Source organism: Flavobacterium sediminilitoris (genome assembly GCF_023008245.1).
Taxonomy (GTDB): domain Bacteria; phylum Bacteroidota; class Bacteroidia; order Flavobacteriales; family Flavobacteriaceae; genus Flavobacterium; species Flavobacterium sediminilitoris.
Map to the genome: position 1 here is coordinate 738382 of NZ_CP090145.1, position 26307 is coordinate 764688.

Annotated in this window: 22 protein-coding genes and 1 riboswitch; of the genes, 1 reads left to right on the forward strand and 21 read right to left on the reverse strand. The window is 29.0% G+C overall.

Translation table 11 applies throughout. The features are described from left to right. Positions 1–5: 5 nt before the first annotated feature. The 14 genes from kynU to LXD69_RS03565 all read right to left on the reverse strand — a co-directional run bounded on the left by kynU (position 6) and on the right by LXD69_RS03565 (position 14591). On the reverse strand, positions 6–1295 hold the full coding sequence (kynU, locus tag LXD69_RS03500) for a kynureninase (protein ID WP_246917615.1): 1290 nt from the start codon (positions 1293–1295) through the stop codon (positions 6–8). Positions 1296–1448: 153 nt separating this feature from the next. Further along, entirely contained in the window at positions 1449–2498 is a 1050-nt protein-coding gene (gene queA / locus LXD69_RS03505; protein ID WP_045971044.1) for a tRNA preQ1(34) S-adenosylmethionine ribosyltransferase-isomerase QueA, read from the reverse strand. A 142-nt stretch (positions 2499–2640) separates the two neighbouring features. Beyond that, complete coding sequence (aroA, locus tag LXD69_RS03510) at positions 2641–3867, reverse strand: 3-phosphoshikimate 1-carboxyvinyltransferase (RefSeq protein ID WP_246917617.1); 1227 nt, start codon at positions 3865–3867, stop codon at positions 2641–2643. Then, entirely contained in the window at positions 3867–4193 is a 327-nt protein-coding gene (locus tag LXD69_RS03515) for a DMT family transporter (RefSeq protein WP_045971040.1), read from the reverse strand. The genes aroA and LXD69_RS03515 overlap by 1 nt, the downstream gene beginning before the upstream one ends. A 1-nt stretch (position 4194) precedes the next feature. Further along, positions 4195–4521 carry a nucleotide pyrophosphohydrolase gene (locus tag LXD69_RS03520; protein WP_045971038.1) on the reverse strand — a complete coding sequence of 109 codons (327 nt, stop codon included), beginning with the start codon at positions 4519–4521 and terminating at the stop codon, positions 4195–4197. 4 nt (positions 4522–4525) lie between these two features. Next, the gene (locus LXD69_RS03525) at positions 4526–6469 is read right to left on the reverse strand and encodes a DUF3857 domain-containing protein (RefSeq protein WP_246917619.1); all 1944 of its coding nucleotides are present in this window, start codon (positions 6467–6469) and stop codon (positions 4526–4528) included. Further along, positions 6469–8373 (reverse strand): DUF3857 domain-containing protein, encoded by a 1905-nt coding sequence (locus LXD69_RS03530; RefSeq protein WP_246917621.1) that lies wholly within the window; start codon positions 8371–8373, stop codon positions 6469–6471. The genes LXD69_RS03525 and LXD69_RS03530 overlap by 1 nt, the downstream gene beginning before the upstream one ends. Positions 8374–8394: 21 nt before the next feature. Next, complete coding sequence (gene dtd, locus LXD69_RS03535; protein WP_246917623.1) at positions 8395–8847, reverse strand: D-aminoacyl-tRNA deacylase; 453 nt, start codon at positions 8845–8847, stop codon at positions 8395–8397. A gap of 3 nt (positions 8848–8850) precedes the next feature. Next, positions 8851–9834, reverse strand: coding sequence for a ribosome small subunit-dependent GTPase A (gene rsgA / locus LXD69_RS03540; RefSeq protein ID WP_045971029.1), 984 nt, complete (start codon positions 9832–9834; stop codon positions 8851–8853). 86 nt (positions 9835–9920) lie between these two features. Beyond that, entirely contained in the window at positions 9921–10442 is a 522-nt protein-coding gene (locus tag LXD69_RS03545; protein WP_045971027.1) for a hypothetical protein, read from the reverse strand. 165 nt (positions 10443–10607) lie between these two features. Beyond that, positions 10608–11690: a bifunctional 3-deoxy-7-phosphoheptulonate synthase/chorismate mutase type II gene (locus LXD69_RS03550; RefSeq protein WP_246917625.1), complete on the reverse strand. Its 1083-nt coding sequence runs from the start codon at positions 11688–11690 to the stop codon at positions 10608–10610. A 71-nt stretch (positions 11691–11761) separates the two neighbouring features. Further along, a complete protein-coding gene (locus tag LXD69_RS03555) occupies positions 11762–12601 on the reverse strand; it encodes a prephenate dehydrogenase (RefSeq protein ID WP_246917627.1) in 840 nt (279 codons plus the stop codon). 20 nt (positions 12602–12621) lie between these two features. Beyond that, a complete protein-coding gene (locus tag LXD69_RS03560; protein ID WP_246917629.1) occupies positions 12622–13767 on the reverse strand; it encodes a pyridoxal phosphate-dependent aminotransferase in 1146 nt (381 codons plus the stop codon). Next, positions 13764–14591 carry a prephenate dehydratase gene (locus tag LXD69_RS03565; protein ID WP_045971020.1) on the reverse strand — a complete coding sequence of 276 codons (828 nt, stop codon included), beginning with the start codon at positions 14589–14591 and terminating at the stop codon, positions 13764–13766. Before LXD69_RS03565 ends, LXD69_RS03560 begins: the two co-directional genes overlap by 4 nt. A 268-nt stretch (positions 14592–14859) precedes the next feature. On the opposite strand from LXD69_RS03565, the gene gldA reads away from it, so the two are divergent. After that, on the forward strand, positions 14860–15762 hold the full coding sequence (gene gldA / locus LXD69_RS03570; protein WP_045971018.1) for a gliding motility-associated ABC transporter ATP-binding subunit GldA: 903 nt from the start codon (positions 14860–14862) through the stop codon (positions 15760–15762). A gap of 73 nt (positions 15763–15835) precedes the next feature. On the opposite strand, the gene LXD69_RS03575 is transcribed toward gldA, so the two are convergent. The 7 genes from LXD69_RS03575 to LXD69_RS03605 all read right to left on the reverse strand — a co-directional run bounded on the left by LXD69_RS03575 (position 15836) and on the right by LXD69_RS03605 (position 26249). Further along, complete coding sequence (locus LXD69_RS03575; protein ID WP_045971016.1) at positions 15836–16225, reverse strand: tetratricopeptide repeat protein; 390 nt, start codon at positions 16223–16225, stop codon at positions 15836–15838. A gap of 253 nt (positions 16226–16478) precedes the next feature. Further along, positions 16479–17435, reverse strand: a complete 957-nt coding sequence (gene metF / locus LXD69_RS03580; RefSeq protein WP_045971014.1) for a methylenetetrahydrofolate reductase [NAD(P)H] — start codon at positions 17433–17435, stop codon at positions 16479–16481. Between the two features lie 70 nt (positions 17436–17505). After that, the gene (gene metH, locus LXD69_RS03585) at positions 17506–20187 is read right to left on the reverse strand and encodes a methionine synthase (RefSeq protein ID WP_246917630.1); all 2682 of its coding nucleotides are present in this window, start codon (positions 20185–20187) and stop codon (positions 17506–17508) included. Then, entirely contained in the window at positions 20187–21176 is a 990-nt protein-coding gene (locus LXD69_RS03590) for a homocysteine S-methyltransferase family protein (RefSeq protein ID WP_246917632.1), read from the reverse strand. Before LXD69_RS03590 ends, metH begins: the two co-directional genes overlap by 1 nt. A gap of 224 nt (positions 21177–21400) precedes the next feature. Next, a riboswitch (SAM riboswitch) is annotated at positions 21401–21526 on the reverse strand. Between the two features lie 142 nt (positions 21527–21668). Continuing rightward, positions 21669–22841, reverse strand: a complete 1173-nt coding sequence (locus tag LXD69_RS03595) for a trans-sulfuration enzyme family protein (RefSeq protein ID WP_246917634.1) — start codon at positions 22839–22841, stop codon at positions 21669–21671. Between the two features lie 2 nt (positions 22842–22843). After that, positions 22844–25255: a bifunctional aspartate kinase/homoserine dehydrogenase I gene (gene thrA, locus LXD69_RS03600; RefSeq protein ID WP_246917635.1), complete on the reverse strand. Its 2412-nt coding sequence runs from the start codon at positions 25253–25255 to the stop codon at positions 22844–22846. Between the two features lie 4 nt (positions 25256–25259). Then, the gene (locus LXD69_RS03605; RefSeq protein WP_246917637.1) at positions 25260–26249 is read right to left on the reverse strand and encodes an alpha/beta fold hydrolase; all 990 of its coding nucleotides are present in this window, start codon (positions 26247–26249) and stop codon (positions 25260–25262) included. Positions 26250–26307 lie beyond the last annotated feature (58 nt).

Below are 26307 nucleotides of genomic sequence, written 5' to 3' on the forward strand. Positions count from 1 at the left end.
TTAAATTATTCACAAATTCCTTGTTTCAATATTTGACCAAATTCATACATATCTTCAAAAGAAGTATATAATGGCACAGGTGCTAAACGTATAACATTAGGTTCTCTCCAATCTGTTATCACTCCTTTTTTCATAAGATAATCGAACAATTCTTTACCTTGTCCATGTAAATAAACCGATAACTGACATGCTCTTTCTTGTTGATTTGATGGTGTAATAATTTCAAACTTAATTCCTTCTATTTCTTTATCTATTTCATGAAGAACAAACTCTAAATAACTTGTAATACTATTTCTTTTTTTAATTAATTTTTGCATTCCTATTTCCGCAAACATATTTACCGAAGCCAAATAAGGTGCTAAAGATAAAATAGGTAAATTACTAATTTGCCATCCATCTGCACTTTTTGCTGGATCAAAAACGGGTTCCATTAAAAAACGACGTTCTTTATTATGTCCCCACCAACCTCCAAATCGAGATAATTCAGCATCTTCATGATGCATTTCATGAACAAAATACCCTGAAGCATTTCCTGGCCCTGAATTCATATATTTATAACTACACCAAGCTGCAAAATCCACTCCCCATTCATTCAATTTCAATTCTATATTCCCTGCTGCATGTGCTAAATCCCATCCTACATATGCTCCTACTTTATGCCCTGCTTCAGTAATGGTTTTTATATCAAACACTTGTCCTGTATAATAATTTACACCTCCTATAAGGACTAAAGCCAACTCGTCTCCTACTTCTTCAATTTTAGATAAAACATCTTCTAGACGGATGTTATGCTCTCCTTCTCTTCTTTTAATCTCAACTAAAGCTTCTTTTGAATTAAATCCGATATTTTTAGAATGAAAATCTATTTGACTTTGAAACATATATTGATCAGAAGGAAAAGCTTTTTCTTCGCAAATGATTTTATATTTTTTTTGTGTAGGACGATAAAAAGAAACCATCAGTAAATGCAAATTCACTGTCAAAGTATTCATTACCCCAACTTCTGTTGGTTTTCCTCCTACAATTTCACTTAATGGTTGACAAAATCGTTCGTGATAATCCCACCAAGGTTTATCAGCATAAAAATGTCCTTCAACAGCTAAACTTGCCCAATCGTTCATTATTTCGTCCACATATTTTTTAGCACTTTTGGGTTGTAAGCCGAGTGAATTACCTGTAAAATATATTACATCTTTACCGTTTACTTGAGGAAAAATAAATTCATCTCTATACTTTGCCAATTCATCTTGGCTATCTAACTGCTTTGCAAATTCTCTTGTATTTTGGAAATCCATTATATTATATTTAATTGTAAAAATACATTTTTTTAGAGAAAGACAAAAAATAAAAACAAATGAGAAATAATGCTTTTTAATGAATTAGCATTATTTTAAAAACAAAAAATCTCATCCGATTAAAGATGAGATTTTATATTTACTTTTTATTTCTTAGATGATTAACATTGCATCACCGTAAGAATAAAATTTATATTTTTCTTTGATTGCTTCTTCGTAAGCCTTTTTCATTAGATCATGACCACAAAAAGCAGAAACCATCATTAATAATGTAGATTTTGGAGTATGAAAATTAGTAACCATACAATCTGCAATACTAAAATCATAAGGTGGATAAATAAATTTATTCGTCCAACCACCATATGGGTTTAATGTTCTCTGTGAAGAAACAGAACTTTCTAACGCTCTCATTGAAGTTGTTCCAATACAGCATACTTTTTTCTTATTCTTCTTTGCATTGTTTACTATATCACAAGCTTCTTGAGAAATATTCATTTCTTCAGAATCCATTTTATGTTTTGACAAATCTTCTACTTCAACTGGATTAAACGTACCTAATCCAACATGCAATGTTACTTCTGCAAAATCTACTCCTTTAATTTCTAAACGTTTTAATAAATGCTTAGAAAAATGTAGTCCAGCCGTTGGTGCTGCTACTGCTCCTTCTTCTTTTGCATAAATAGTTTGATAACGTTCAGCATCTTCAGGAACAACTTCTCTGTTTATATATTTTGGTATAGGAGTTTCTCCTAATTCAACTAATTTCTCTCTAAACTCTTCATAAGATCCATCATATAAGAATCGTAATGTTCTTCCACGAGATGTCGTATTATCAATTACTTCTGCAACTAATGAATCATCATCACCAAAATACAATTTATTTCCTATACGGATTTTACGAGCAGGATCAACTAATACATCCCATAAACGTTGTTCTGCATTTAGTTCTCTAAGTAAAAAAACTTCAATACGTGCACCTGTTTTTTCTTTATTACCATATAACCGTGCTGGAAATACTTTTGTGTTGTTTAACACCATTACATCTCCATCATCAAAATAATCAATAATATCTTTAAAAAATTTGTGTTCGATAGTTCCTTTTTTTCTATCTACAACCATTAAACGAGACTCGTCTCTATTTTCTGCTGGAAATTCTGCTAATAACTCGTCTGGTAAATTAAAACTGAAATGAGATAATTTCATTAAAATAAAGTTTAAAAGTTTAAAAGTTTAAAAGTTCAAGGTTTTTTCCTTTAACATTTTAAAAATCAGTTTGCAAATATACGATTGTGAAATAGGCGTTGTCAAGTAAAATGATGTTTATTTTAAGAATACTTTTTATTCTTTAAATTTCTTCCATCTTAAAACCAATTTTTTTCAAGTCATTCCAAAAATCTGGATATGATTTTGAGACTACTTCAGAATCTTCAATAATTATTGAAGATTTTAATGCTAATGGAGCAAAAGCCATAGCCATTCTATGATCTTGATATGTTGCTATTTTACAATTTGCTATAACATTATTAGATGGCTCTAAAATCAAACTATCATTGGTAACTGAAATTTGCGCACCTAATTTAGATAATTCTGTTTTTAATGCCTCTAATCGATCGGTTTCTTTAATTTTTAAAGTATGCAATCCTGTTAGATGACATTTAATTCCTAATCCGAAACAAGTTACAGCAATAGTCTGAGCTATATCAGGCGAAGATTGTAAATTATGAGTCACATATTGGATTGGATTTTGTTTCTTTTTAACTAAAACTATTGAATTATTTATGAATTTTGTTTCAACTCCAAAATCTTTATATATATCGACCAAAACAGAATCCCCTTGTAAACTATTTGCTTTATAGCTTAACAATTCAATACTAGTTCCTTCTTTAGACAACGCAACAATTGAATAAAAATAAGACGCAGATGACCAATCACTTTCTATTACAAATCGATATTTTTGAATTTCTGTTTTTGGATTTACCTTTATTATATTCTTTTCAAAAGACGTTTCAATACCAATTTCTTCTAAAAGTTCTAAAGTCATTTTTATATAAGGAACAGATGTAATTTCTCCTTCCAAAACAAGCTCTAACCCATTTTCTAATTTTGGAGCAATTAATAATAAAGCTGAAATATATTGACTACTAACATTTGCTTTTAAAGTAACTTTACTCTTTTCTAATCTCTGTCCTTTAATTTTAATTGGCGGAAACCCATCATTTTCTTCATAAGAGATTTCAGCACCTATTTGCCTTAAAGCATCTACTAATATTTTTATTGGTCTTTCTTTCATTCTTGAAGAACCAGTAAGTATTATTTCTTTTCCTTCTTGAATTGAAAAATAAGCTGTAAGAAATCTCATTGCAGTTCCTGCATGATGAATATCTTTAATCTTTTCATCTCTAGACAACGCATTAGTCATCATTTCTGAATCATCAGAATTTGAAATATTTTCTAAGTCAATATTTGGATATAAAGCTTTCAGTAGCAATAATCTATTTGTCTCTGATTTAGATCCTGTAATTGCAATTCTTGACTTGCTATCTAAAATAGCTGTGTTTAATTTTATATTCATTATTTAGAGACCATTTTTAATCCTACAAGCGACAAAATTAAAGTTGTTAAAAAGAAAATTCTCCAAAAATATGCTGGTTCTTTAAAAACAATAATTCCAACCAACACACTTCCTACTGCTCCGATTCCTGTCCAAACAGCATACGCCGTCCCAATAGGCAATTCCTTTGTGGCTTTTACTAACAATATCATACTAATAGATAAACAAATTAAAAAACCTAGATACCAAAACAAAGAGGTATTTCCAGTTGTTTCTTTTGCTTTTCCTAAACATGCTGCAAATCCTACTTCAAATAGTCCTGCAATAATTAATAAAATCCAGCTCAATTTATTTTAATTTTTGATTATTATGATGACGATCGTGGTCTCTTTTAGACTTTATATCCATTTTTTTATCAAAAGCAGCTTGCAAATCTATACCTGTTTGATTTGCTAAACACAACACAACAAAAACAACATCTGCTAATTCTTCCCCTAAGTCTTTATTTTTATCCGATTCTTTTTCAGATTGTTCTCCATAACGACGAGCTATAATTCTGGCTACCTCACCTACTTCTTCCGTCAATTGAGCCATATTTGTTAATTCATTAAAATAGCGAACACCATGTTCATTTATCCAATTATCAACTTCTTGTTGTGCGTTTTTAATATTCATATTGTTATTTCTTTTTCAAGATTACTTTTTCTGCTTGTTTTTCTACCATCATTTTAAAAAAGTTTTTCAATGCAGGATAAGCATTTGATGGGATATAAAAAGCATTGATATCTAAACTTACCACTAACTGAATATTCGCTCCAACACTTGATATATTATATCTAAAAAAACCATATTCATTTTCCATGATAAGATTTGAAGCAGTCGGTATATATTCAACCTGATACCCTTCTGGAACTTTTAATGAAATTTTATATGTGTCTTTCATTGGAAATAAAAAATCTACTGGATATTTTCTCTCATCTGTTTTAAAAGGATTCTCTTTAAGTGTAAAAAACAATAATGGTGATATATACATTTTGTCTCCTATTATTTCTACAACATTATTCTCCGTAAAAGAATATGTTTCTATAACATCTTTTTCTAAATGCTTCAAATTATCAACCTTATATTCCTTTATGCTAATTCCTTTATATTTATTCTCTAATTTCTCTATATAGCTATCTTGTGAAACTGAACCATAATTTTCTCTATGTAAAAAAGAATTATAATTTGTTAATTGTCTTCTTAGTTTTCCGTTAATTTCCCCTTCTTCATTAATTTCTGCAAGAACAATTACATTATCATTTGAAAAAGGAACATTCAAAAGGTTAATTTCATTTGAACTACCTCTTTCTCTCATTATCCTTCCTTTCCAGTTAACCGCTTTTAAAGGTAATAAGCCAATAGGTGTGCTTCTATTAGTTGCATCCAACAAAATAACATCATTTAAAACCTCTACTCCAGCGACAACATAATTGAATGCAAACCTATTTGGAAATAATGCAATTCCATTATCTCTTGTACTTAACAAAACTGGATTTACTTCAATTCCTGCCTCTTTTAACATAGCCACCAATATTAAATTAATCTCTGCTACATTCCCTGTTTTTTGTTTATACGCTCTTCTTACACCGTCATCTGTATACACTCCATGTTTACCATTCCATGAGATCCTATTTTGTACATAATTATAAATTATAACAATTTTTTCCTTCTCATTTGAAGCATTATTAACAATTTCTTTCAAATCTTCTTCAAAATAAGATTTACTCTTCAATTCATCTCCAAAATTTTCGCTATCATAAATATTTTTAACAACATCATCCCATCCAACAGCTACATTTTTATTCGCTCTATTTGGAATACTAATCGATGCTAATTCATATTTTAAAATAGATGTATAATTATTTATATTAATAATAAAATTTTCCTTTTTAATAGCTGGTACATTTTTAATTTTATATATATACTTTTGTTGTTCAAAATTACCAGTAACAATATTTTCATTTCGTATATCAATATTTTCATATCCACTAATAACTGTTCTATACCTAAAATACTCTGGTATATAGACATTATATTCAACATAATCTATTGGGATTTCTTTTTGAAAATACCAATCGTTAATACTTGATATATGAGGAGATCTTAATGTATATGAGTATTCAATTATTGAACCCTCTCTAACTTGTGGCATTGCTATTTTTCTAACACTAAAATTAGTATTAACCTCTTCTTTAAATTCTCCATCTGATTTTAATTTAGTCTTCTGAACTTTACCTTCTACCAAATTATAAGTTATGGCATCTTTAAAATGAACTGTTTCATCTCTATATCCTCCAATATAATAGTAAACTTGTTGATTTGCATAATCAAATCCTTCCTTTTTATATATTTTAAATTTAAATTGCACTTCAGTTATTACTGTCCATTCCCCATCATTATTCAACTCAAACTTAGTCTCTCCTTTTTTAAAAAGTATAGCAGCAGAGGCAGAAGAATCGATTGGATGTCTTGATTCTTTCAATTCTTCAATTGTAACTTTTCCTAATTCATATTTCTGAGAGAACAGATTACTTGTAAATAGCCCTAATATTAAAATAAGGATAAGGGTGTTAAATTTCATTATATTTTCTTTTGAGTTAGTACAATTTTAGAGTTGTCATTTTTAGCTATTTTTTCACGAAATATTCTATACTCTTCGTATTCTTCTTTGCTGTAATTTCCAGAATTAATAGTTAATCTTCTTTTCAGTTTTAATTTATTTGTTTCTGTCTTTTCTATTTCTAATGAATAATCCCCAAATTTACTTTCAATTTTCATTACTTCTGGCAAAAATTCTATTTCATATGTATCTGGCAAAACAACATCCACTACATCATTATCATGAAATCCTCTAGAAATTTGAAATGCATTTTTTCTATCTCTATATTTTTTAGGAATGTTTGTGCTTCTATTAAATACATTGACTGGAAAAAAAATAGAATTTCCCGCAGTTGTAACATATTTATTCGATTTAATATTTAATTTCTCTATTAATTCTATTTTTTCTTGGTCGTTTTCAATTTTTAGATTACTTATTTCTAAACTATTTATCCATGAAAATCGTTCTTTATAATGCTTTAATAACTTATCATTATTATCCATTCTTGTTAGAAAAGCTTTATTATCATATTGAATCCCTCCTGATTTAATTTCTACGCTTCCTACCAAATCTCCATTATCTTTTACAATATAATTTCCTATAGTATTCTGATAGCTATCAATTGCTTTAAATCCATTTGTTTTTAAAATAAAGCCTCCTTCTGGTTTAATCATTAAAGCATATCTATCATCTGTAAAATCTCCTCCAAAAGCAAATGGATTTGTTTGACTTGTACACTCTAAAAAGTAATTTTTATTTTCATAAGGTAGTGTCAGTATTACATGATTACCTTGTTTCGAAACAAAATCTTTATCGAAATTTTTTTTGTCTGAATCCCCATAAATAACTGTATAAAAAGCTTTAACATCTACTTTCTCTAGCAAGATTCTAGTATAATTTGACAAAGCTTTACAATCTCCATATCCTAATTTGTCTACATCTTTAACTGACATTGGCTTCCAACCTCCTATTCCTAATTGAATACTAACATATCGCGTTTTATTTTGGACATATTTATAAATGATTTTAGCTTTTTCAATTGGATTTTCAACGTCTTGAGTCAAAGATTTAATTTCCGCTAAGGTTTCTGGTTTAATTTCTGTGTCATCATTAACTAATTCTTTATACCATATTTTTCCAAATTCCTCCCATGATTTTGCACTTCCTTCTACTCCTTCTAGTGAAAACTTCTCAAGACTAAACAATACTTTTGGCATAAATTCATCAAAAGATGGTGAATAATCTTCAGGCTTTTCTGCCATTATATTCTCTACAACATAGCTTAATGTATTTCCCTCTTCACTCTTTTCTACATTATAACTTCCTAAGTTTAATTCTTTGTACTTAAACCCTAATTCTGGTATATATGTAATTTTAAATTCTGATTTCTCTACTGCTTCATAATAATCATCAATTGGGTACCAACTTGGAATAAATGCTGTATTTGAACTTGTTACATCACTTTCATAAACTATTGTAAACGGATATTGAGTTGGAGTATAATCAAGATACACAACTCTTCCGTCTGTTAGAATTGAAAAACCATCTGCAACACTTTGATCTTTAAAATCTTTTCTTCTAATTTTCTTTATTTCTTTCCCTGTTAAATCGTAAATAATTGCCTGAATACTATTCACGCTTTCTGAATTACTATAATATTCTTTTGCATCAATATTTTTTAATCCATATTCATTAAAAACAGAAATTATTTTTTTCTTTTTTATTCTATATGATTTTTGAGAATTAACAACTATCTCAATATTTTGATGACGAACAACACTATTTGCTTTTTCTTTAAGTTCTTTAGAAACCGTTAAAGAACTTAAATCATTTTGAGAAAAAGTAGTTGTAATTATTAGCAAAAAGAGCAGTATATTTAATTTCATGTTTAGAAAAATATTTGTTTTTTATTCTTTGTTTTTAGTGTCAATTATAATTGTTACTGGTCCATCATTGATTAATGATACTTTCATGTCTGCTCCAAATTGCCCTGTTTGTATTTTTTTTCCCAATTCGGTTTCCATTTGTTTTACAAATAATTCATATAATGGGATTGCTATTTCAGGTTTTGCTGCTTTTATATAACTTGGTCTATTCCCTTTTTTTGTTAAAGCATGAAGCGTAAACTGGCTTACTACAATCATTTCTCCTTTAACATCCTTTAATGAAAGGTTCATAATATTATTATCGTCTTCAAAAACTCTAAGATTTCCCATTTTTGATGTCAACCAATTGATATCGTCAATAGTATCTAAATCTTCAATTCCAATTAATACTAATAATCCCTTTTTTATATCTGCTACTATTTTTTTTTCTATTCTTACTGAGGCTTCAGAAACTCTTTGAATTACTACTCTCATTTATTATTCTGATTTTCTAGTTTCATCACTCGCTTTTCTATCTTCCGCATAATCATCTGCTCTATAATGTTCATCATCTCCTTCTAAAATTTGCAAATAACTTTTATATCTTGACCATGAGATTTCATCTTTCTCTAATGCTTTTTTTACTGCGCAATGAGGTTCTTCCTTATGCAAACAGTTATTAAATTTACAACCTTCTTTTAATGCAAAAAATTCTGGGAAATAATCTCCTATTTCTTGTTTTTCCATATCTACAACTCCAAAACCTCTTATTCCTGGTGTATCAATTATTTTTGCTCCAAAAGACAGGTCAAACATCTCTGCAAAAGTTGTAGTATGTTGTCCTTGTAAATGTGAATCTGAAATTTGTTTCGTTTTTAAATTCAAGGTTGGTTCCAATGCGTTAACTAATGTTGATTTTCCAACACCAGAATGACCAGAAAACATTGAAACTTTATTCATCATCATTTTTTTAAGATTTTCTAATCCTTTGTTTTCTTTTGCTGAAACTCTTAAAATTTTATATCCAATACTTTCATAAGTATATTGCAAAAACAACTGTTCATCTAATGTTTCTTCATTAAATGTATCTATTTTATTAAAAACCAAAACCGCTTCAATTCCATAAGCTTCTGCTGTTACTAAAAATCTATCTATAAAACTCGTAGTAGTTGGCGGATTATTAATCGTAACTAATAAAAAAACAATATCAATATTTGAAGCAATGATGTGAGTTTGCTTAGAAAGATTTACTGATTTTCTAACAATATAGTTTTTTCTATCATGGATATTATTAATTACTCCTGTAGTTTCATCAGTTGTATTTTCAATATCATAATCAACTATATCTCCCACAGCAATTGGATTAGTACTCTTAATCCCTTTTATTCTAAACTTGCCTTTTATACGACAATCTAAGAAACTACCGTCTTTTGTTTTTACGGTGTACCAACTTCCTGTAGACTTGTAAACGATTCCTGTCATTTCACAAAGATATTGTAACTTTTTAATTAAATAAAAAAGGTTGCTAAAAAAGCAACCTTAATTTAGTATAAAAAACATATTGTTTCTTAATATTTGTAAGCAACTCCTTTTTTAACAGCTTGTGAACCACCTAAACGATTAGAACTAGCTCCAACTGTTGTTTTATCAGAAGTTAATAAAATAAACGCACATCCTAATTTTGCCGCATCCATTTTTAATTTTTTCTCTGCTTTTTTATCTCCAGTATTTCCTGTTTGAAAATTAATTAATCCTGTTTTCCCTCTTACTTCATCCACTTTTTTAAGACCTGCGATATAGCTTTTCTCTTCCAAGATAACTACTTTCTCCCAATCTTTCTCACTGTTAATTACAATTTTCTCTGTTACTTCTTCTTCACGTCCACTTGTTCCATAAACAATTTTTTCAATTGCATATTTCCCAATTGTATTTTCTGCTTCTTCTCCGTTATACACAAAAACAATGGTATACTCTTCCACTTTTTTTACTTTTCCTTCTACAACTTCACCATTGTGTTTGTAGATTTTGTCTGCTTGTGCATTTGCTAAAAAACTAGCAAAAAAAACCGCTAATAAAATAATTTTCTTCATGTGTTAAAACTTTTAATTTAATATTATTTTTTTTAAAATGCAATATTACAATTATTGTGCCAGAAAAAAATTACGAAAACAATAATTATTTATTAACAATTCTTTCCTGATGATTAATACTTTCTTGATGAATTGCTTTGTATAATTTTAATACGAAAACAATAATTATTTATTAACAATTCTTTCCTGATGATTAATACTTTCTTGATGAATTGCTTTGTATAATTTTAAAATGAATTCTTCACTCAGTCCTTTTTCTTCTCCTGTTAAAATCATTTTTCCTAAAATTTCGTTCCATCGTTTATTTTGAAGAATAGCCACGTTTTTAGATTTTTTAAGCTGTCCTATTTCATCTGCAATTCGCATACGATTTCCTATAACTTCAATAATTTTATCATCATAAGTATCTATCTGCGCTCTTAGTTGTAGTAATTTATTATTATACTCTGTTTCTTCGTCTGTTTCTTTTCTGACTCTCAAATCTACGAACATTCTTTTCAACGTATCAGGTGTAACTTGTTGCGCAGCATCACTCCATGCGTTATCTGGATCATTATGTGTTTCAATAATTAATCCATCAAAATTTAAATCTAATGCTTGTTGAGATACTTCTTGAATCATATCTCTTTTTCCTGTTATATGAGACGGATCACATATTAATGGTAAATCAGGAAAACGATTTTGCATATCAATAGCTATTTGCCATTCTGGATTATTTCTATATTTCGTTTTCTCATAAGTAGAAAATCCTCTATGAATTACGCCTAATTTTTTAATATTAGCATTGCATAATCTTTCTAAACCTCCTATCCATAAGGACAGATCTGGGTTTACAGGATTTTTTAATAATACTATTTTATCTGTTCCTTCTAATGCGTCAGCAATTTCTTGAATAGCAAAAGGATTTACTGCTGTTCGTGCCCCAATCCATAGAACATCGATATCATGTTCTATTGCCAACTGAACGTGATTTGCATTTGCTACTTCTGTTGCCATTAAAAGTCCTGTCTCAGCTTTTGCTTTTTGCAACCACTTTAAACCTATAGCTCCAACTCCTTCAAATCCTCCTGGTCTTGTTCTTGGCTTCCAAATTCCTGCTCTAAAAACAGATACATCAGAATTTTTTAATTCATTTGCTATCTGAAGTACTTGCTCTTCTGTTTCTGCACTACATGGACCAGCAATAACTAATGGATGATCTAGTTTAAAATCATCTAACCATGTTCTCATTTCTTTTTTATTTTCCATATTTCTTTTGTTGTAGGTCGTCTGTTGTGTGTTGTCTGTTTTAAAGCCAATAACACACAACTGATAACAATTTACTTTAATATTTCTTTAATTCTATTTGTATTCTGCATTTCATTGAAAACCTCATCATAATTATCATTTTGAAGTAATTCTTTAAATTTCGTTAAATTTATTATGTATTCATTTAATGTTTCAATTATATTGGTTTTATTTTGCTTGAAAATGGGTGTCCACATAGCTGGTGAACTTTTAGCTAATCGAACCGTACTTTCAAATCCACTTCCTGCCATGTCAAAAATATCTCTTTCGTTTTTTTCTTTTTCAATTACTGTTTTTCCTAGCATAAATGAACTTATATGCGATAAATGTGACACATAAGCAATGTGTTTATCATGTGATTTTGCATCCATATATCTAATTCTCATTCCTAGTTTTTGAAATAAATCTAAAGCCATCTCTTGTTGTTTATAAGCTGTTTTTTCTACTTCACAAATGATGTTAGTTTTGCCTTTAAACAACTCTTTGACTGCTGCATTTGGTCCGGAAAATTCTGTTCCTGCAATTGGATGGGTTGCTAAAAAATTCCTTCTTCTTTTGTGATTTGCAACAACTTCACATATTGGAAATTTGGTTGAACCAACATCAATAACAAGAGCATTATCATTAATCACATTTAAAACTTTTGGCAAAATTACCAAAGCCACGTTAACTGGCACAGCAACGATTACTAAATCTGCGTTAATTAATTTGTCTTCAGTTGTTTTTTGGTCAATAATCCCCAATTTTATGGCTTCTTCCAAATTATTTTCACTGGCATCTATTCCAAAAAATATAGCTTTTTTAAAATGTGATTTTAAATCCAAAGCCATTGAGCCTCCAATTAAACCTATCCCTATTATATAAACTTTCATAAAATTCCAACATTTTTTAGTTAAAATCTCGCAATTGCTTCCTTTATTTTATCTTCTGTGACACATAATGAAAAACGAATATATCCATTTCCGTTACTTCCGAAAATTGTTCCTGGTGTTATGAAAATGTTTTTTTCCATTAATATTTTATCAATAAATATTTCTGAAGACTTTATACGACTTGGTAATTTTGCCCAAACGAATAATCCAACGGAATTTTTAACCACTTCGCATCCTAATTTTTCAGCTAATTGAATTACTAAATCTTTACGCTTTTTGTACACTTTATTTTGGGTTTCAAACCACGTCTTGTCTAATTTTAAAGCTTCAATTGCTCCTTTTTGAATGCCATAAAACATTCCAGAATCCATGTTGCTTTTTACTTTTAGAATTGCTTCTATAAAATTTGGATTTCCTAAAACCATTCCAACTCTCCAACCTGATATATTATAAGTTTTACTTAAGGAATTTAGTTCTATTGCAATGTCTTTAGCATCTTTAACTTGAAGGATTGATGTTGGGTTTTCATTTAAAACAAAACTATATGGATTGTCATTTACAATTAAAATTTTATGTTTTTTTCCAAAAGCAATTAGTTTTTCAAATAATTCTAATGAACCGTTAACTCCTGTTGGCATATGTGGATAACTCACCCACATTAGTTTAACTTTAGATAAGTCTTGTTGTTCTAACTTTTCGAAATCTGGTTGCCAATTGGTTTTATCCTTTAAATCGTAATAAACCGTTTTGGCTTGAACTAATTCCGTAACAGCTGCATAAGTTGGGTATCCTGGATTAGGAATTAAAACTTCATCTCCTTCATTTAAAAAAGCCATTGAAATATGCATAATTCCTTCCTTTGAACCGATTAATGGCAAAATTTCTGAATTAAAATCCAAACCAATCTTAAAATGTGATTGATAAAAGTTTGCCATTTCTTTTCTTAATTCTGGTAATCCTTGATAACTTTGGTATTCATGTGCTTTTTCATCAAACATGGCTTTTTGAATGGCTTCAATCACTTTTGGTGAAGGCAACAAATCTGGACTTCCTATTCCCATATTGATGATTGGTTTTCCATCAGCTATTAGTTGACGAACTTCTTTCAGTTTTTTAGAAAAGTAGTATTCTTGTGCCGTATTGAGTCTGTTGGCTGTTGTTATCATAATTTGGCATTTTTGTATTCACCCAAAACTTTAAAATGAGTTGTCATAATCTCTAACAAGCTCTTCGCTTTCTCAAAATGTTTATATTTTTCAAATACTAAATCAACGAAAAAAGCATATTTAAAAGGAGTCTCGATTACAGGCATTGATTGAATTTTAGTCAAATTCAACTTACAATTATTCAAAACATTCAAAACTGTAGCCAAAGCACCTGACGTGTCATCTAACTCAAATTTTATAGACGCTTTTGTTATTAATTCTTTTGAAATTTCTTTGTTTGTAGATTTTAATATTACGAATCTTGTTTTATTACTTTTAATAGTATGAACACCCGAAGCTATTATTTCCAAACTATAAATAGAAGCTGCTACTGGACTAGCTAACGCACCAATTCCTTTTAATTGTTGTTCTTGTATTCTTTGCGCTGTAATTGCTGTATCTGAACTTTCAACTAATTTAATATGCGGATATTCATTGAAGAAATTTGCGCATTGCAATAAGGCAATAGGATGTGAATGCACTTCCTTAATATCATAAATATTTTGCCCTGGTAGAACCATTAGATTCATATGAATATCTAATAAAAACTCACCTATAATATGTAAATTATTATTATCAATCAATGCATAATTAGGTAATATTGATCCAGCAATAGAATTCTCCAATGCCATTACCGCCTTATCTGAAGTATTAGATTTCAGACTTTTAACTACCTCATTAAAAGAGGAACATTCATTTAACGAAATAGAGCTACCAAAGTATTGATGTGCTACTTGATGATGAAATGATCCCTGAATTCCCTGTATTGCTACTTTTAGTTTCATACGATTTTAAACAAAAAAAATCCCGATTAAAAAATCGGGATTGTATGTTATAATTTATTATTTTCTTACATTAAATAATAGCAAAACAATCCCTTAACTGTCTCCAGAAGAAATAAAAAGAATTGTTAAAATAAAATGTTGTTGTTACTAACATTAGTTGCTATATATTTTGAAGCTGCTAATTTATAAAAAAAAACTTTCTAAAATACTTTTTTAAAAAAATATTTTTAATTTAAAAAACTTTACTTTTGCTAAAACTTGGATTATTATGTCAATAGAAGTTCAAAACATCTCTAAAAACTATGGCACTCAAAAAGCACTAGACACTATTTCTTTTTCAATAAAGAAAGGAGAAATTGTTGGTTTTCTTGGTCCAAATGGCGCCGGAAAATCTACATTAATGAAAATTTTAACTACCTATTTAATTCCAGATTCTGGAACAGCATCTGTAAACAATTTTGATATAGAGACTGCTACAAAATCGGTTCAACAATCTGTTGGTTATTTACCTGAACATAATCCATTATACTTAGATTTATATATTAGAGAATACTTGTCTTTCAATGCTGATGTTTATAAAGTAAAGAAATCTAGAATTGAAGAAGTCATACAACTAACTGGATTAACCCCTGAAAGTAATAAAAAAATAGGTCAACTATCGAAAGGATATAGACAGCGTGTTGGTTTAGCTTGTGCTTTATTACATGATCCCGAAGTATTAATTTTAGACGAACCTACGACTGGACTAGATCCAAATCAATTAGTTGAAATAAGAGAATTAATAAAAAACATAGGCAAAGACAAAACTGTTTTTTTATCAACTCATATTATGCAAGAGGTTGAAGCTATTTGCAATAGAGTTATTATCATTAATAACGGAAAAATAGTTGAAGACAAAAATTTAAAAACTCTTGTAAAGGAACAAACAAAACAAGTAATTGAAGTAGAATTTGATAAAACTATATCTATTGAAGATTTTAAAATATTCTCAGAGTTAGTTTCTGTAATTAGTTTAAATGAAACAAATTTTGAATTAACATTTGAATCTGAAAAAGACATGAGATCTAAAATATTTGATTTTGCTCAAGACAAGCAATTAAAAATTCTTCAATTAAATTTGAAAAACAAAAACTTAGAACAAATATTTAGAGAGAAAACATCTAAAAAATAAAAAACTATATGCAAAAAAGGTTCCCACTATAATTATAACGTGGGAACCTTTTTTTTGTAAAATTTAAAAAAATTTAATTTAAAGTCGCATTGTATTTCTGGTAAAGAGAATCTAAATCATCATAAAAAACAGACAAAGCATATTTTGACAATTTAGAATCTAAAACATTATTATAAATAAAGTCTTCTTCATTAAAACCATATTTTGTGATGGCTTTTTTTATATATTTTATTGCTGAATCTTTATCATCTATTTTAAAAAAGCAATTTGCCATTTCAATATAAACATTTTTAAGTTCTAAATCATCAGTATTATTCAAATATTCTTTATACATTTTAATTGCATCAGAATAATTTTCATTCAAACTATATTCTTTTGCTTGAGATAAAAGAGGATCACTTGTATTTGCATAATCAACTTGAAAAACAAATAAAAAAACTAAAATTAGCATAATTTTTTTCATAAATGACTCTATTTTTATTTAACGTAATATTAAGCCATATTTTTCAAATAAGCAAACACTATATTTACAAAGAACCACTATATTTTGCAAAATAATTACATATATTTGTTAATTTTTTAAATAAAATTTATAAAAAATAAATATTAGACAAATTATCATCAATACAACTCAAAAAGAAAGAACCAATTATAAAGAATTCATAAAAATGCATTTTATCTGTAAAAAATGCATTTTAACGATTTAACTATCTTGTTTAAAAAATTTCTTTAGCGATAGTTTTTATGTTGTCTGATTTACCCATAGAATAATAATGCAACACAGGAATTCCTGCTTTTAGCAACTCTTTGCTTTGAGAAATACACCATTCAATCCCTATATCTCTAACACCATCATTATCCTTTGCTTTTATGATTTCATTTATTAAATCATCTGGTAAATCCACTTTAAACCTATGAGGAATTAGATTTAATTGTCTTTTTGTAACAATAGGTTTTAATCCTGGAATAATAGGAACTGTAATTCCAGCAGCACGACATTTGGCTACATAATCAAAGAATTTTTGATTATCAAAGAACATTTGAGTAATAATATAATCCGCTCCATTTTTTATTTTTTGTTTTAAGAAATGAATATCACTATCCATACTTGGCGCTTCCATGTGTTTCTCTGGATATCCTGCTACTCCAATACAAAAATTAGTTTTAGTTGAGTTTTGTAAATCGGAATCCAAATAAAACCCATTATTTAAGTTTGAAATTTGAGTTACTAACTCACCCGCATATTTATTTCCTTCTTTTTCAGGTTTAAAATAAATTTCGCTTTTAACTGCATCTCCACGAAGCGCTACTACATTATCAATTCCTAAAAAATCTAAATCGATTAAAAGATTTTCTGTATCTTCTTTTGTAAAGCCACCGCATAAAATATGAGGAATAGCATCTACATTATATTTATTTTGAATGGCTGCACAAATTCCAACTGTTCCTGGTCTTTTTTTAACAATCTTCTTTTGCAAAAGACCATTATCTAATTCTTTATATTCATATTCTTCACGATGATATGTTACATCAATAAACGGAGGATTAAATTCCATTAAAGGATCAATACCATCAAAAATTGATTGAATATTTTGTCCTTTTAAAGGTGGTAATATTTCAAATGAAAACAATGATTTCCCATTTGCATTATGTATATGTTCGGTAACTTTCATTTTATTTATATATTGTGAATTATATGATGTATTTGCAATAACTAAGCCTTATAATTTTAAGAACTCATAATTAATCAGCTATATTAGGATTTAACCATTTTGTAGCTTTTTCAACACTTATACTTCTTCTTTTTGCATAATCAACTACTTGATCTTCTTTTATTTTTCCTAAGCCAAAATATTTACTTTCTGGATTTGCAAAATAATATCCTGAAACTGATGATGCAGGCCACATTGCCATACTTTCTGTAAGAATAACACCTATTTCTTGTTCTACATTTAATAGCTTCCAAATTGTTGGTTTTTCTAAATGATCTGGACAAGCCGGATATCCTGGTGCAGGGCGAATTCCGTTATATTGTTCTTTAATTAATTCGTTATTTGATAAGTTTTCATCAGAAGCATAACCCCAAATTTCTTTTCTTATTTTTAAATGTAAATATTCAGCAAATGCTTCAGCAAACCTATCTCCAAGAGCTTTAACTAGAATAGAATTATAATCATCTAATTCTTTTTCAAACTCTGCTGCTTTTTCATCAACACCAAAGCCAGTACTCACGCAAAAGCATCCTATATAGTCTTGCTTTCCTATTCCTTTTGGAGCTATAAAGTCTGACAGTGCAATATTAGGTGCTCCAACCGTTTTAAGAGACTGTTGACGCAAGGTCAGAAATTTAACTAACTCATTTCCATTTTCATCAGAAACTAAAATATCATCATCATTTACTTGATTAGCTGGAAAAACACCATAAATTCCTTTAGCTATAAACCATTTTTCTGAAATTATCTGTTTCAACATTGTTTTTGCATCAAGAAATAAATTTGTTGCTTGCTCACCTACTATCTCATCTGTTAAAATAGCTGGATATTTTCCAAATAATTGCCACGACTGAAAAAAAGGCGTCCAATCTATAAAATCGACCAAATCGGCCAAATCAACTTCTATTGTTTTTGCTCCTATAAAATTAGGTTTAACAGGATTATAATTATCCCAATCTATTTTTATTTTATTTTTTCTTGCTTCTTCAATTGAAAGATAATTTTTATCTCTACTTCTATTCAAATAACCATCTCTTAATTTATCATATTCTTCTCTAATGGTTTTTACATAATTTAGTTTAGTTTCCTTTTGCAACAAATTACTTGCAACCGTAACTGCTCTGGACGCATCATTGACATGAACAACTGTTTCTTTATACTCTGGTGCAATTTTTACTGCTGTATGTGCTCTAGAAGTAGTTGCTCCACCTATCATAATAGGAATTTTTATATTCAATTTATCCATTTCCTTTGCTAAATATACCATTTCATCTAGCGAAGGTGTAATTAAGCCACTCAATCCTATTATATCTACATTTTCACGAATAGCAGTTTCAATAATTTTTTCTGGTGGAACCATAACTCCTAAATCGATAATTTCGAAATTATTACACCCTAAAACTACGGCTACAATATTTTTACCTATATCATGAACATCTCCTTTTACTGTAGCCATTAACACTTTTCCAGCACTTGAAGAATTCCCTGTTTTCTCCGCTTCTATATATGGCAAAAGATAAGCAACTGCTTTTTTCATTACACGAGCTGATTTAACTACTTGAGGCAAGAACATTTTTCCGCTTCCAAATAAATCTCCTACTACATTCATTCCTGCCATTAAATTAATCTCAATAACTTCAATTGCTTTTACAGCATTTTTTCTTGCTTCTTCAACATCTATTTCAATAAATTCATCTATTCCTTTTACTAACGAATGCGTTAACCTTTCTTGAATTGTTCCACTTCTCCATTCTTGAACTACTTTTTCATTAGATTTAGTTTCTCCAATATAACTTTCTGCTAAATCTAAAAGTCTTTCTGTAGCATCTTCTCTTCTGTTTAATAAAACATCTTCAACATGTTCTAATAAATTCTTATCTATTTCATCATAAATTTCTAACATTTCAGGATTTACGATTCCCATAGTCATTCCATTCTTTATTGCATGAAAAAGGAACGCAGAGTGCATAGCTTCTCTTACTTTATCATTACCTCTAAATGAAAATGAAACATTACTCACTCCGCCTGAAATTCCAGCATAAGGCAAATTTTCACGAATCCATTTTGTAGCTCTGAAAAAATCTAATGCATTCAATTTATGCTCTTCCATTCCAGTTGCAACTGGAAAAATATTAGGATCAAATATGATATCTTCTGCCGGAAAATTAACCTCATCTACCAAAATATCATAAGATCTTTTACAAATTTCTATACGCCTTTCATATGTATCAGCCTGACCTGCTTCATCAAATGCCATTACAATTACAGCCGCACCATATCTTTTAATTAATTTGGCATGATGGATAAAAGCTTCTTTTCCTTCTTTTAATGAGATAGAATTTACAATTCCTTTTCCTTGAATTACTTTTAATCCTGCTTCAATAATTTCCCATTTTGAACTATCCACCATGACAGGAACACGTGCTATATCTGGTTCTGCTGCAATAAGATTTAGAAATTTAGTCATTGCATACACTCCATCAAGCATTCCTTCATCCATATTTATATCGATGATTTGTGCTCCTCCTTCAACTTGGTTTCTAGCAATATCTAAAGCTTCTTCATATTTTTCTTCCCTTATTAACCGAAGAAATTTACGAGATCCTGTTACATTTGTACGCTCTCCAACATTTACAAAATTTGTTTCTGGAGTTACAATTAAAGGTTCTAATCCTGAAAGTTTTAAATATTTTTTACAGTTTCCTTCTTTCATTATGCTTCAACTTCTATTTTTCTTGGTTTAAATTCTGCCGCTACATCTGCAATTAACTTAATATGCTCTGGAGTTGTTCCACAACATCCTCCTATAATATTTACTAATCCATCTTGTAAATATTCTTTAATTAAAGCTTGCATTTCTTCTGGTGTTTGATCGTATTCTCCAAAAGCATTTGGCAATCCAGCATTTGGATGAGCTGATATATTTAATTGTGTATTATGTGCTAATCTTTTTAAATATGGTTTTAATTGATCTGCTCCTAATGCACAATTGAATCCTACAGACAATAAAGGAATATGTTCTATTGATATTAAAAACCCTTCTACTGTTTGTCCGGATAATGTTCTTCCTGACGCATCCGTTATTGTTCCTGAAACCATTATTGGAATATCTATTCCTCTTTCTTCTTTAACTTCTTCAATTGCAAACAAAGCTGCTTTTGCATTTAATGTGTCGAAAATTGTTTCAACTAACAGTAAATCTGATCCGCCATCTATCAATGCTTCAACTTGCTGTTTATATGCTATTCTTAGTTCGTCGAACGTAATCGCTCTATATCCTGGATCATTAACATCTGGACTCATACTTGCTGTTCTGTTTGTAGGTCCTATTGAACCTGCAACAAAACGTGATTTATCTGTAAACTCATCTGCAACTTGACGTGCTATTTTTGCTGATTCATAATTAAGCTCATACACTAGATCTTCCAAATGATAATCTGCCATCCCTATTGTAGTCCCTGAAAAAGTATTTGTTTCTACAATATCTGCTCCTGCTTGAAAATATAGTCTATGAACTTCTTTTACCGCTTCTGGTTGCGTAATTGACAATAAGTCATTATTTCCTTTTAATGGATGTGGAAAATCTTTGAATCGTTCTCCTCTAAAATCTTCTTCAGAAAAATTATAACGTTGAAGCATTGTTCCCATTGCTCCATCTAGAATGAGAATTCTTTCTTTTATTGCTTGGTTAATTTTTGACATAATTTTTACTTAATCAATTATTGTTCTTGGTTTTTATTTTAACTACAAAACCAAAAAATCCATTAGTTTGTTATTAGCCCTGATGGAAACGATATCCTTTTTCTTGTTTCCTAAAAACAAGAAAAAGATTTAGTGAACAGCAGGAACAAAACATTTTTAAAACACGTAATGTATTTGCTTCAAAAAAATAATATGTTATCTAAAAAAAGAGAGAAAAATCTCTGGTTATCTGCTCCTTTTAAACTTTAAACAAAAATTAGTTAGAATTTAAGGATAGAATGTAGCACCTTCTACTAGAATAGGGTTGCTAAGGTTTCACTGGGTCTATTCCCTCCGCCTTTCATGATAACAACATTAAAATTTAAGAACTCTGCAAATGTAATCATAAAAATATTTTTTTAGAAATATAATCTACTCATATATCATTAAGCAGCTAAAAAAAGTTTTAAAACTTAAAAAATAAACTTATCATGGTTTATTTTTCTAAAAAACTTAATCAAGAGCTTGTCTTAGATCTTTAATTACATCTTCAATTGTTTCCAAACCAACAGAAACACGTACTAATCCATCTGTTATACTTACTGCTAATCTTTCTTCTAAAGATAATTTACTATGTGTTGTTGATGCTGGATGTGTAACAATTGTTCTTGTATCTCCTAAATTTGCTGATAAAGAGCAGAATTTAATTTTATCTAGGAATTGCCTTCCTTTTTCTATTCCTCCTTCTATTTCAAATGCTACTATATTTCCTCCTAATTTCATTTGCTTTTTAGCAACTTCATATTGAGGATGTGATTTTAAAAATGGATACTTTACTTGTTTAACACCTGGATGGGTTTCTAAAAATTGAGCCACTTTTAAAGCATTTTCACAATGTTTTTCTACTCTTATTGCAAGTGTTTCTAAACTTTTTGACAATACCCATGCATTAAATGGTGACATTGCTGGTCCTGTATTTCTAGAAAACAAATAAATCTCTCTTACTAATTGTTTGTTTCCTACTACTACACCACCCAATACTCTTCCTTGTCCGTCTATTAATTTTGTTGCTGAATGAACTACTAAATCTGCTCCAAATTTTATAGGGTTTTGAAGATATGGTGTTGCAAAACAATTATCTATAATTAAAATTAAATTATGCTTTTTAGCAATCTTACCCAGAAGTTCTAAATCAATAATATCAACGGCTGGGTTTGTAGGCGATTCTGCAAATAGAATTTTTGTATTAGGTTGAATATAGCTTTCTATTGTTTCTGGTTTATTGATATCAAAATAACTTGTTGTAATATTCCATTTTGGAAAATACTTAGTAAACAATGTATGCGTTGATCCAAAAACACTTCCTACTGACACTATATGATCTCCTGCGTTTAACAATGCTGCAAACGTACTATAAACGGCTGCCATTCCTGTTGCAAATGCACATCCGTCATCTGCTCCTTCCATTTGACATATTTTTTCTACAAACTCTGTTGTATTTGGGTTTGAGAATCTACTATAGATATTTCTTACTTTTTCTTCTGTAAAAGAAGCCCTCATATCTTCTGCATCTTCAAAAACGAAGCTAGATGTTAAATATAAAGGCACTGAATGTTCTAAATATTGCGAACGATTTAGTTGAGTGCGAATAGCTTGGGTTTCAAAACCAAATTCTGTATTTTCCATAATTAATTTTTTTCTGCTAATCTAAGTATGTCTCCAAAAACACCTCTTGCTGTTACTGATGCTCCTGCTCCTGCTCCTTGAATCACAATAGGTCTTTCTCCATAAGATTCTGTATAAATTTCAAATAGCGAGTCTGATCCTTTTAATTGTCCAAGTGCTGAATTTTCTGAAACAGAAACTAATTTTACTTCTAAAACTCCTTTTTCCTTTTGTAAATCTCCTGATAATTCTCCTATGTAACGCAATACATGGTTTGGTTCTTGATTTTCTTTTATATTTTGATATACACTATTAAACTCATCTATTCTTTCAAAAAATTCATTTTGAGAAATTGTTTGCAAGTGTTCTGGAATTAAATTATCAATTTTAATTTCTTCAAATTCATTTTGTAAATCTAGTTCTCTAGCCAAAATAAGTACTTTTCTTGCCACATCATTTCCGCACAAATCTTCTCTTGGATCTGGCTCTGTATACCCTTTATCTACTGCTTCTTTCAACACTGAACTAAAGTCTTTCTTTTCTTTTGAAAAAGTATTAAACAAATAACTCAATGATCCTGAAAACACTCCTTTAATTTTTGTAATATTTTCTCCTGACAAATGCAATAATTTAATTGTATCGATTAAAGGTAGTCCTGCTCCAACATTTGTTTCATATAGATAATTTTTTTGATTTTTATCTATTGCACTTCTTAATGTTTTATAAAAGTCATAACTCAATGTATTTGCGACTTTATTTGAAGATACTAAGTCAAATCCGTTTTCTATAAGTGCTATATAATTTTCGACAAAATCTTTACTTGCAGTATTATCTATTGCTATTAAATTTTCTAAATTATTTTCTATAGCATATTTAATTACATCTTGAACTTCATACGAAATTCCGTTTGTTTCTATTTCAGATTTCCAATTATCACCAATCCCATTATTATTAAACACTATTTTTTTAGAGTTAGCGATTGCAAAAACATTAAGTTCAATTTTTTTACGTTTTTCAATAGCTGAAGTAGAGTTTAAAATTTGATTAATTAATGTTCCTCCTACTAATCCATGTCCGAATACTGCAATATTAATTTTCTTAGAAACTCCAAAAATTTCACCATGAATAACATTTAATGCTCTTTTCAAATCGGTTTTATTAATTACTAAACTTATATTTCTTCCCGTTGTTGTGTTATTAAAAAGTATAGGAACAATTTTATTTTTAATCAGTGCTGTATAAGGTTTATGAAAAGTACTTAAATCTTGACCAATTATAGATATTACCGAAATATTATCATTTGCAGAAATTCTATTTACGTCTTTTGTATAAAAATCATTTTCAAATTCTTTTTCCAATTCGATAAGTGCTTTTGTTGCTTTTTCTGTTTCCACAACTATTCCTATTCCTCTTTCTGACGAACCTTGAGATATAATACTTACACTTATATTATTATCGCCCATTACTCTAAAAATTCTAGCGTCAACTCCTGTTTTTCCTAAAAGTCCACGTCCTTCTAAATTTAGAAGTGACACATTATTAAGAATAGAAAGCGACTTAATTCCTTCATCTGTTTGTTCTGCTGTAATAAGCGTTCCTTGATTATCTGGATTAAACGTATTTAATATTCTTAATGGAATATTTTTTTCAACTAATGGAATAATTGTTTTAGCGTGTAATATATTAGCTCCAAAATTTGCCAACTCATTTGCTTCATTAAATGATAGTTTTTCAATTTTTCTTGCATTGGTTACAAGTTCTGGATTAGCTGTAAAAATTCCATCAACATGAGTGTAATTTTGAAATTCTTGAGCATCTAAATAGTTTGCTAACAATGAAGCAGTATAATTACTTCCATTTCTTCCTAATGTTGTAGTTTCTCCATTTACTGTTGAAGCGATAAATCCTGTAACAATATTAACTCCTTCTGGCTGATTATTAAAAAAAGTAATTACATTCTTTTTTGATATTGTATCTAATGGTTGTGCATTCCCAAAATTATTGTCTGTTTTTATAAGATTACGTGCATCAACAAAGTTTGCTTTTATGCTTTTTTCATTTAATAAATATGAAAGGTATTTTGCTGATATTAATTCACCTATTGCAACAACTTGATCTTTTATTCTACTACTAAAATCTCCCAATAAACTTACTCCTTCCAATAGTTTATCTAATTGAGAAAATTCATCTGTAAAAATAGTATTTGATAATCCGTTGTTTTGATATATTTTAAACGCTTCTAGTTCTGCATTATAATTTACTCCTTTTTGTGCTTTATCAAGTAAATCTATTAATTCATTTGTAGCATTTGATCTAGCTGAAACCACAACCACAACAGCTTCATTACTAAAATATTTTTGTGCAATAATTTGAATTACTTTTTCTAAACCTTCTTTATTTGCAAGAGATTTACCTCCAAATTTTAATATTTTCATTCTTTTAATTATTTATATAAGTTATATTGAATACATTATCCAAAATCTCATTAAGTTGTTTATATTCAATCAAAAAAGCATCGTGCCCATGAATAGAATTTATTTCGTGATACTGTATGTTTTCTTTTAAAAATTTTAGTTTTTCATATGTTTCTCTATCCTCATTTGCTACAAAAAAATAGTCTGTATCGATTGAAATAATATGAATGTTTGATTTTATTTCTTTAATTATTGTTTCTACTTCTTTTCTTCCTCTAGTGATATCATTTGTCTTTAATAAATGATTCATCAGTTTATAAGCTTGTAATTGAAACCTACTTTCTAACTTTTTTCCATGATGATTTAACCAATTTTCAATTTCAAACAATGAGTTACCTGAGTTGATTTTTCTTTTAAATTTATATTTTAATGACTGAGGTGTTCTGTAAATCAACATTGCATGTATTCTAGCGTCATGTATTGGATTTGAAGAATTGTTTAGAATATTATCTTGTACTAAAACATTAGCAATCATCCAGTCAGTTGCTTTCCAATCGGTTGCAATTGGAATAACATTTTTAATTAAATTGGGTTCTATCACTGCCATTTCCCATGCTATTGCTCCTCCTAAACTTCCTCCAATAACTGCAAAAAGAGATTCTATATTTAACTGAAAAACAACTTTCCAAAAAAGTTTTGCCACATCTCTGATTGTATATTCTTTATAATCATTGATAAGGTTTTCACTGTTCCCATCAAAACCATTTCCTGGAATATTTATAGCTAAAATGGTATAATAATCAGTGTCGATTGTTTTACTTTTTCCTATTAAATCATTCCACCACCCATTTTCACCTATAACATTTGAATTTCCAGTTAACGCATGATTCACAAGAACAACTGGTGCTGTTCCTAATTGTTGTCCAAAAGTTTGAAAAAAAACAGATGTATTATGTCGTACATTTTCATTTTCAAGAATCCAATTTTCAATTACTATTTCTTTTAACTCAGTCATATTTAAAATCATAAAATTCGTTTGGGATTATTTTTAAAATAAAAGAACAGAATCAATT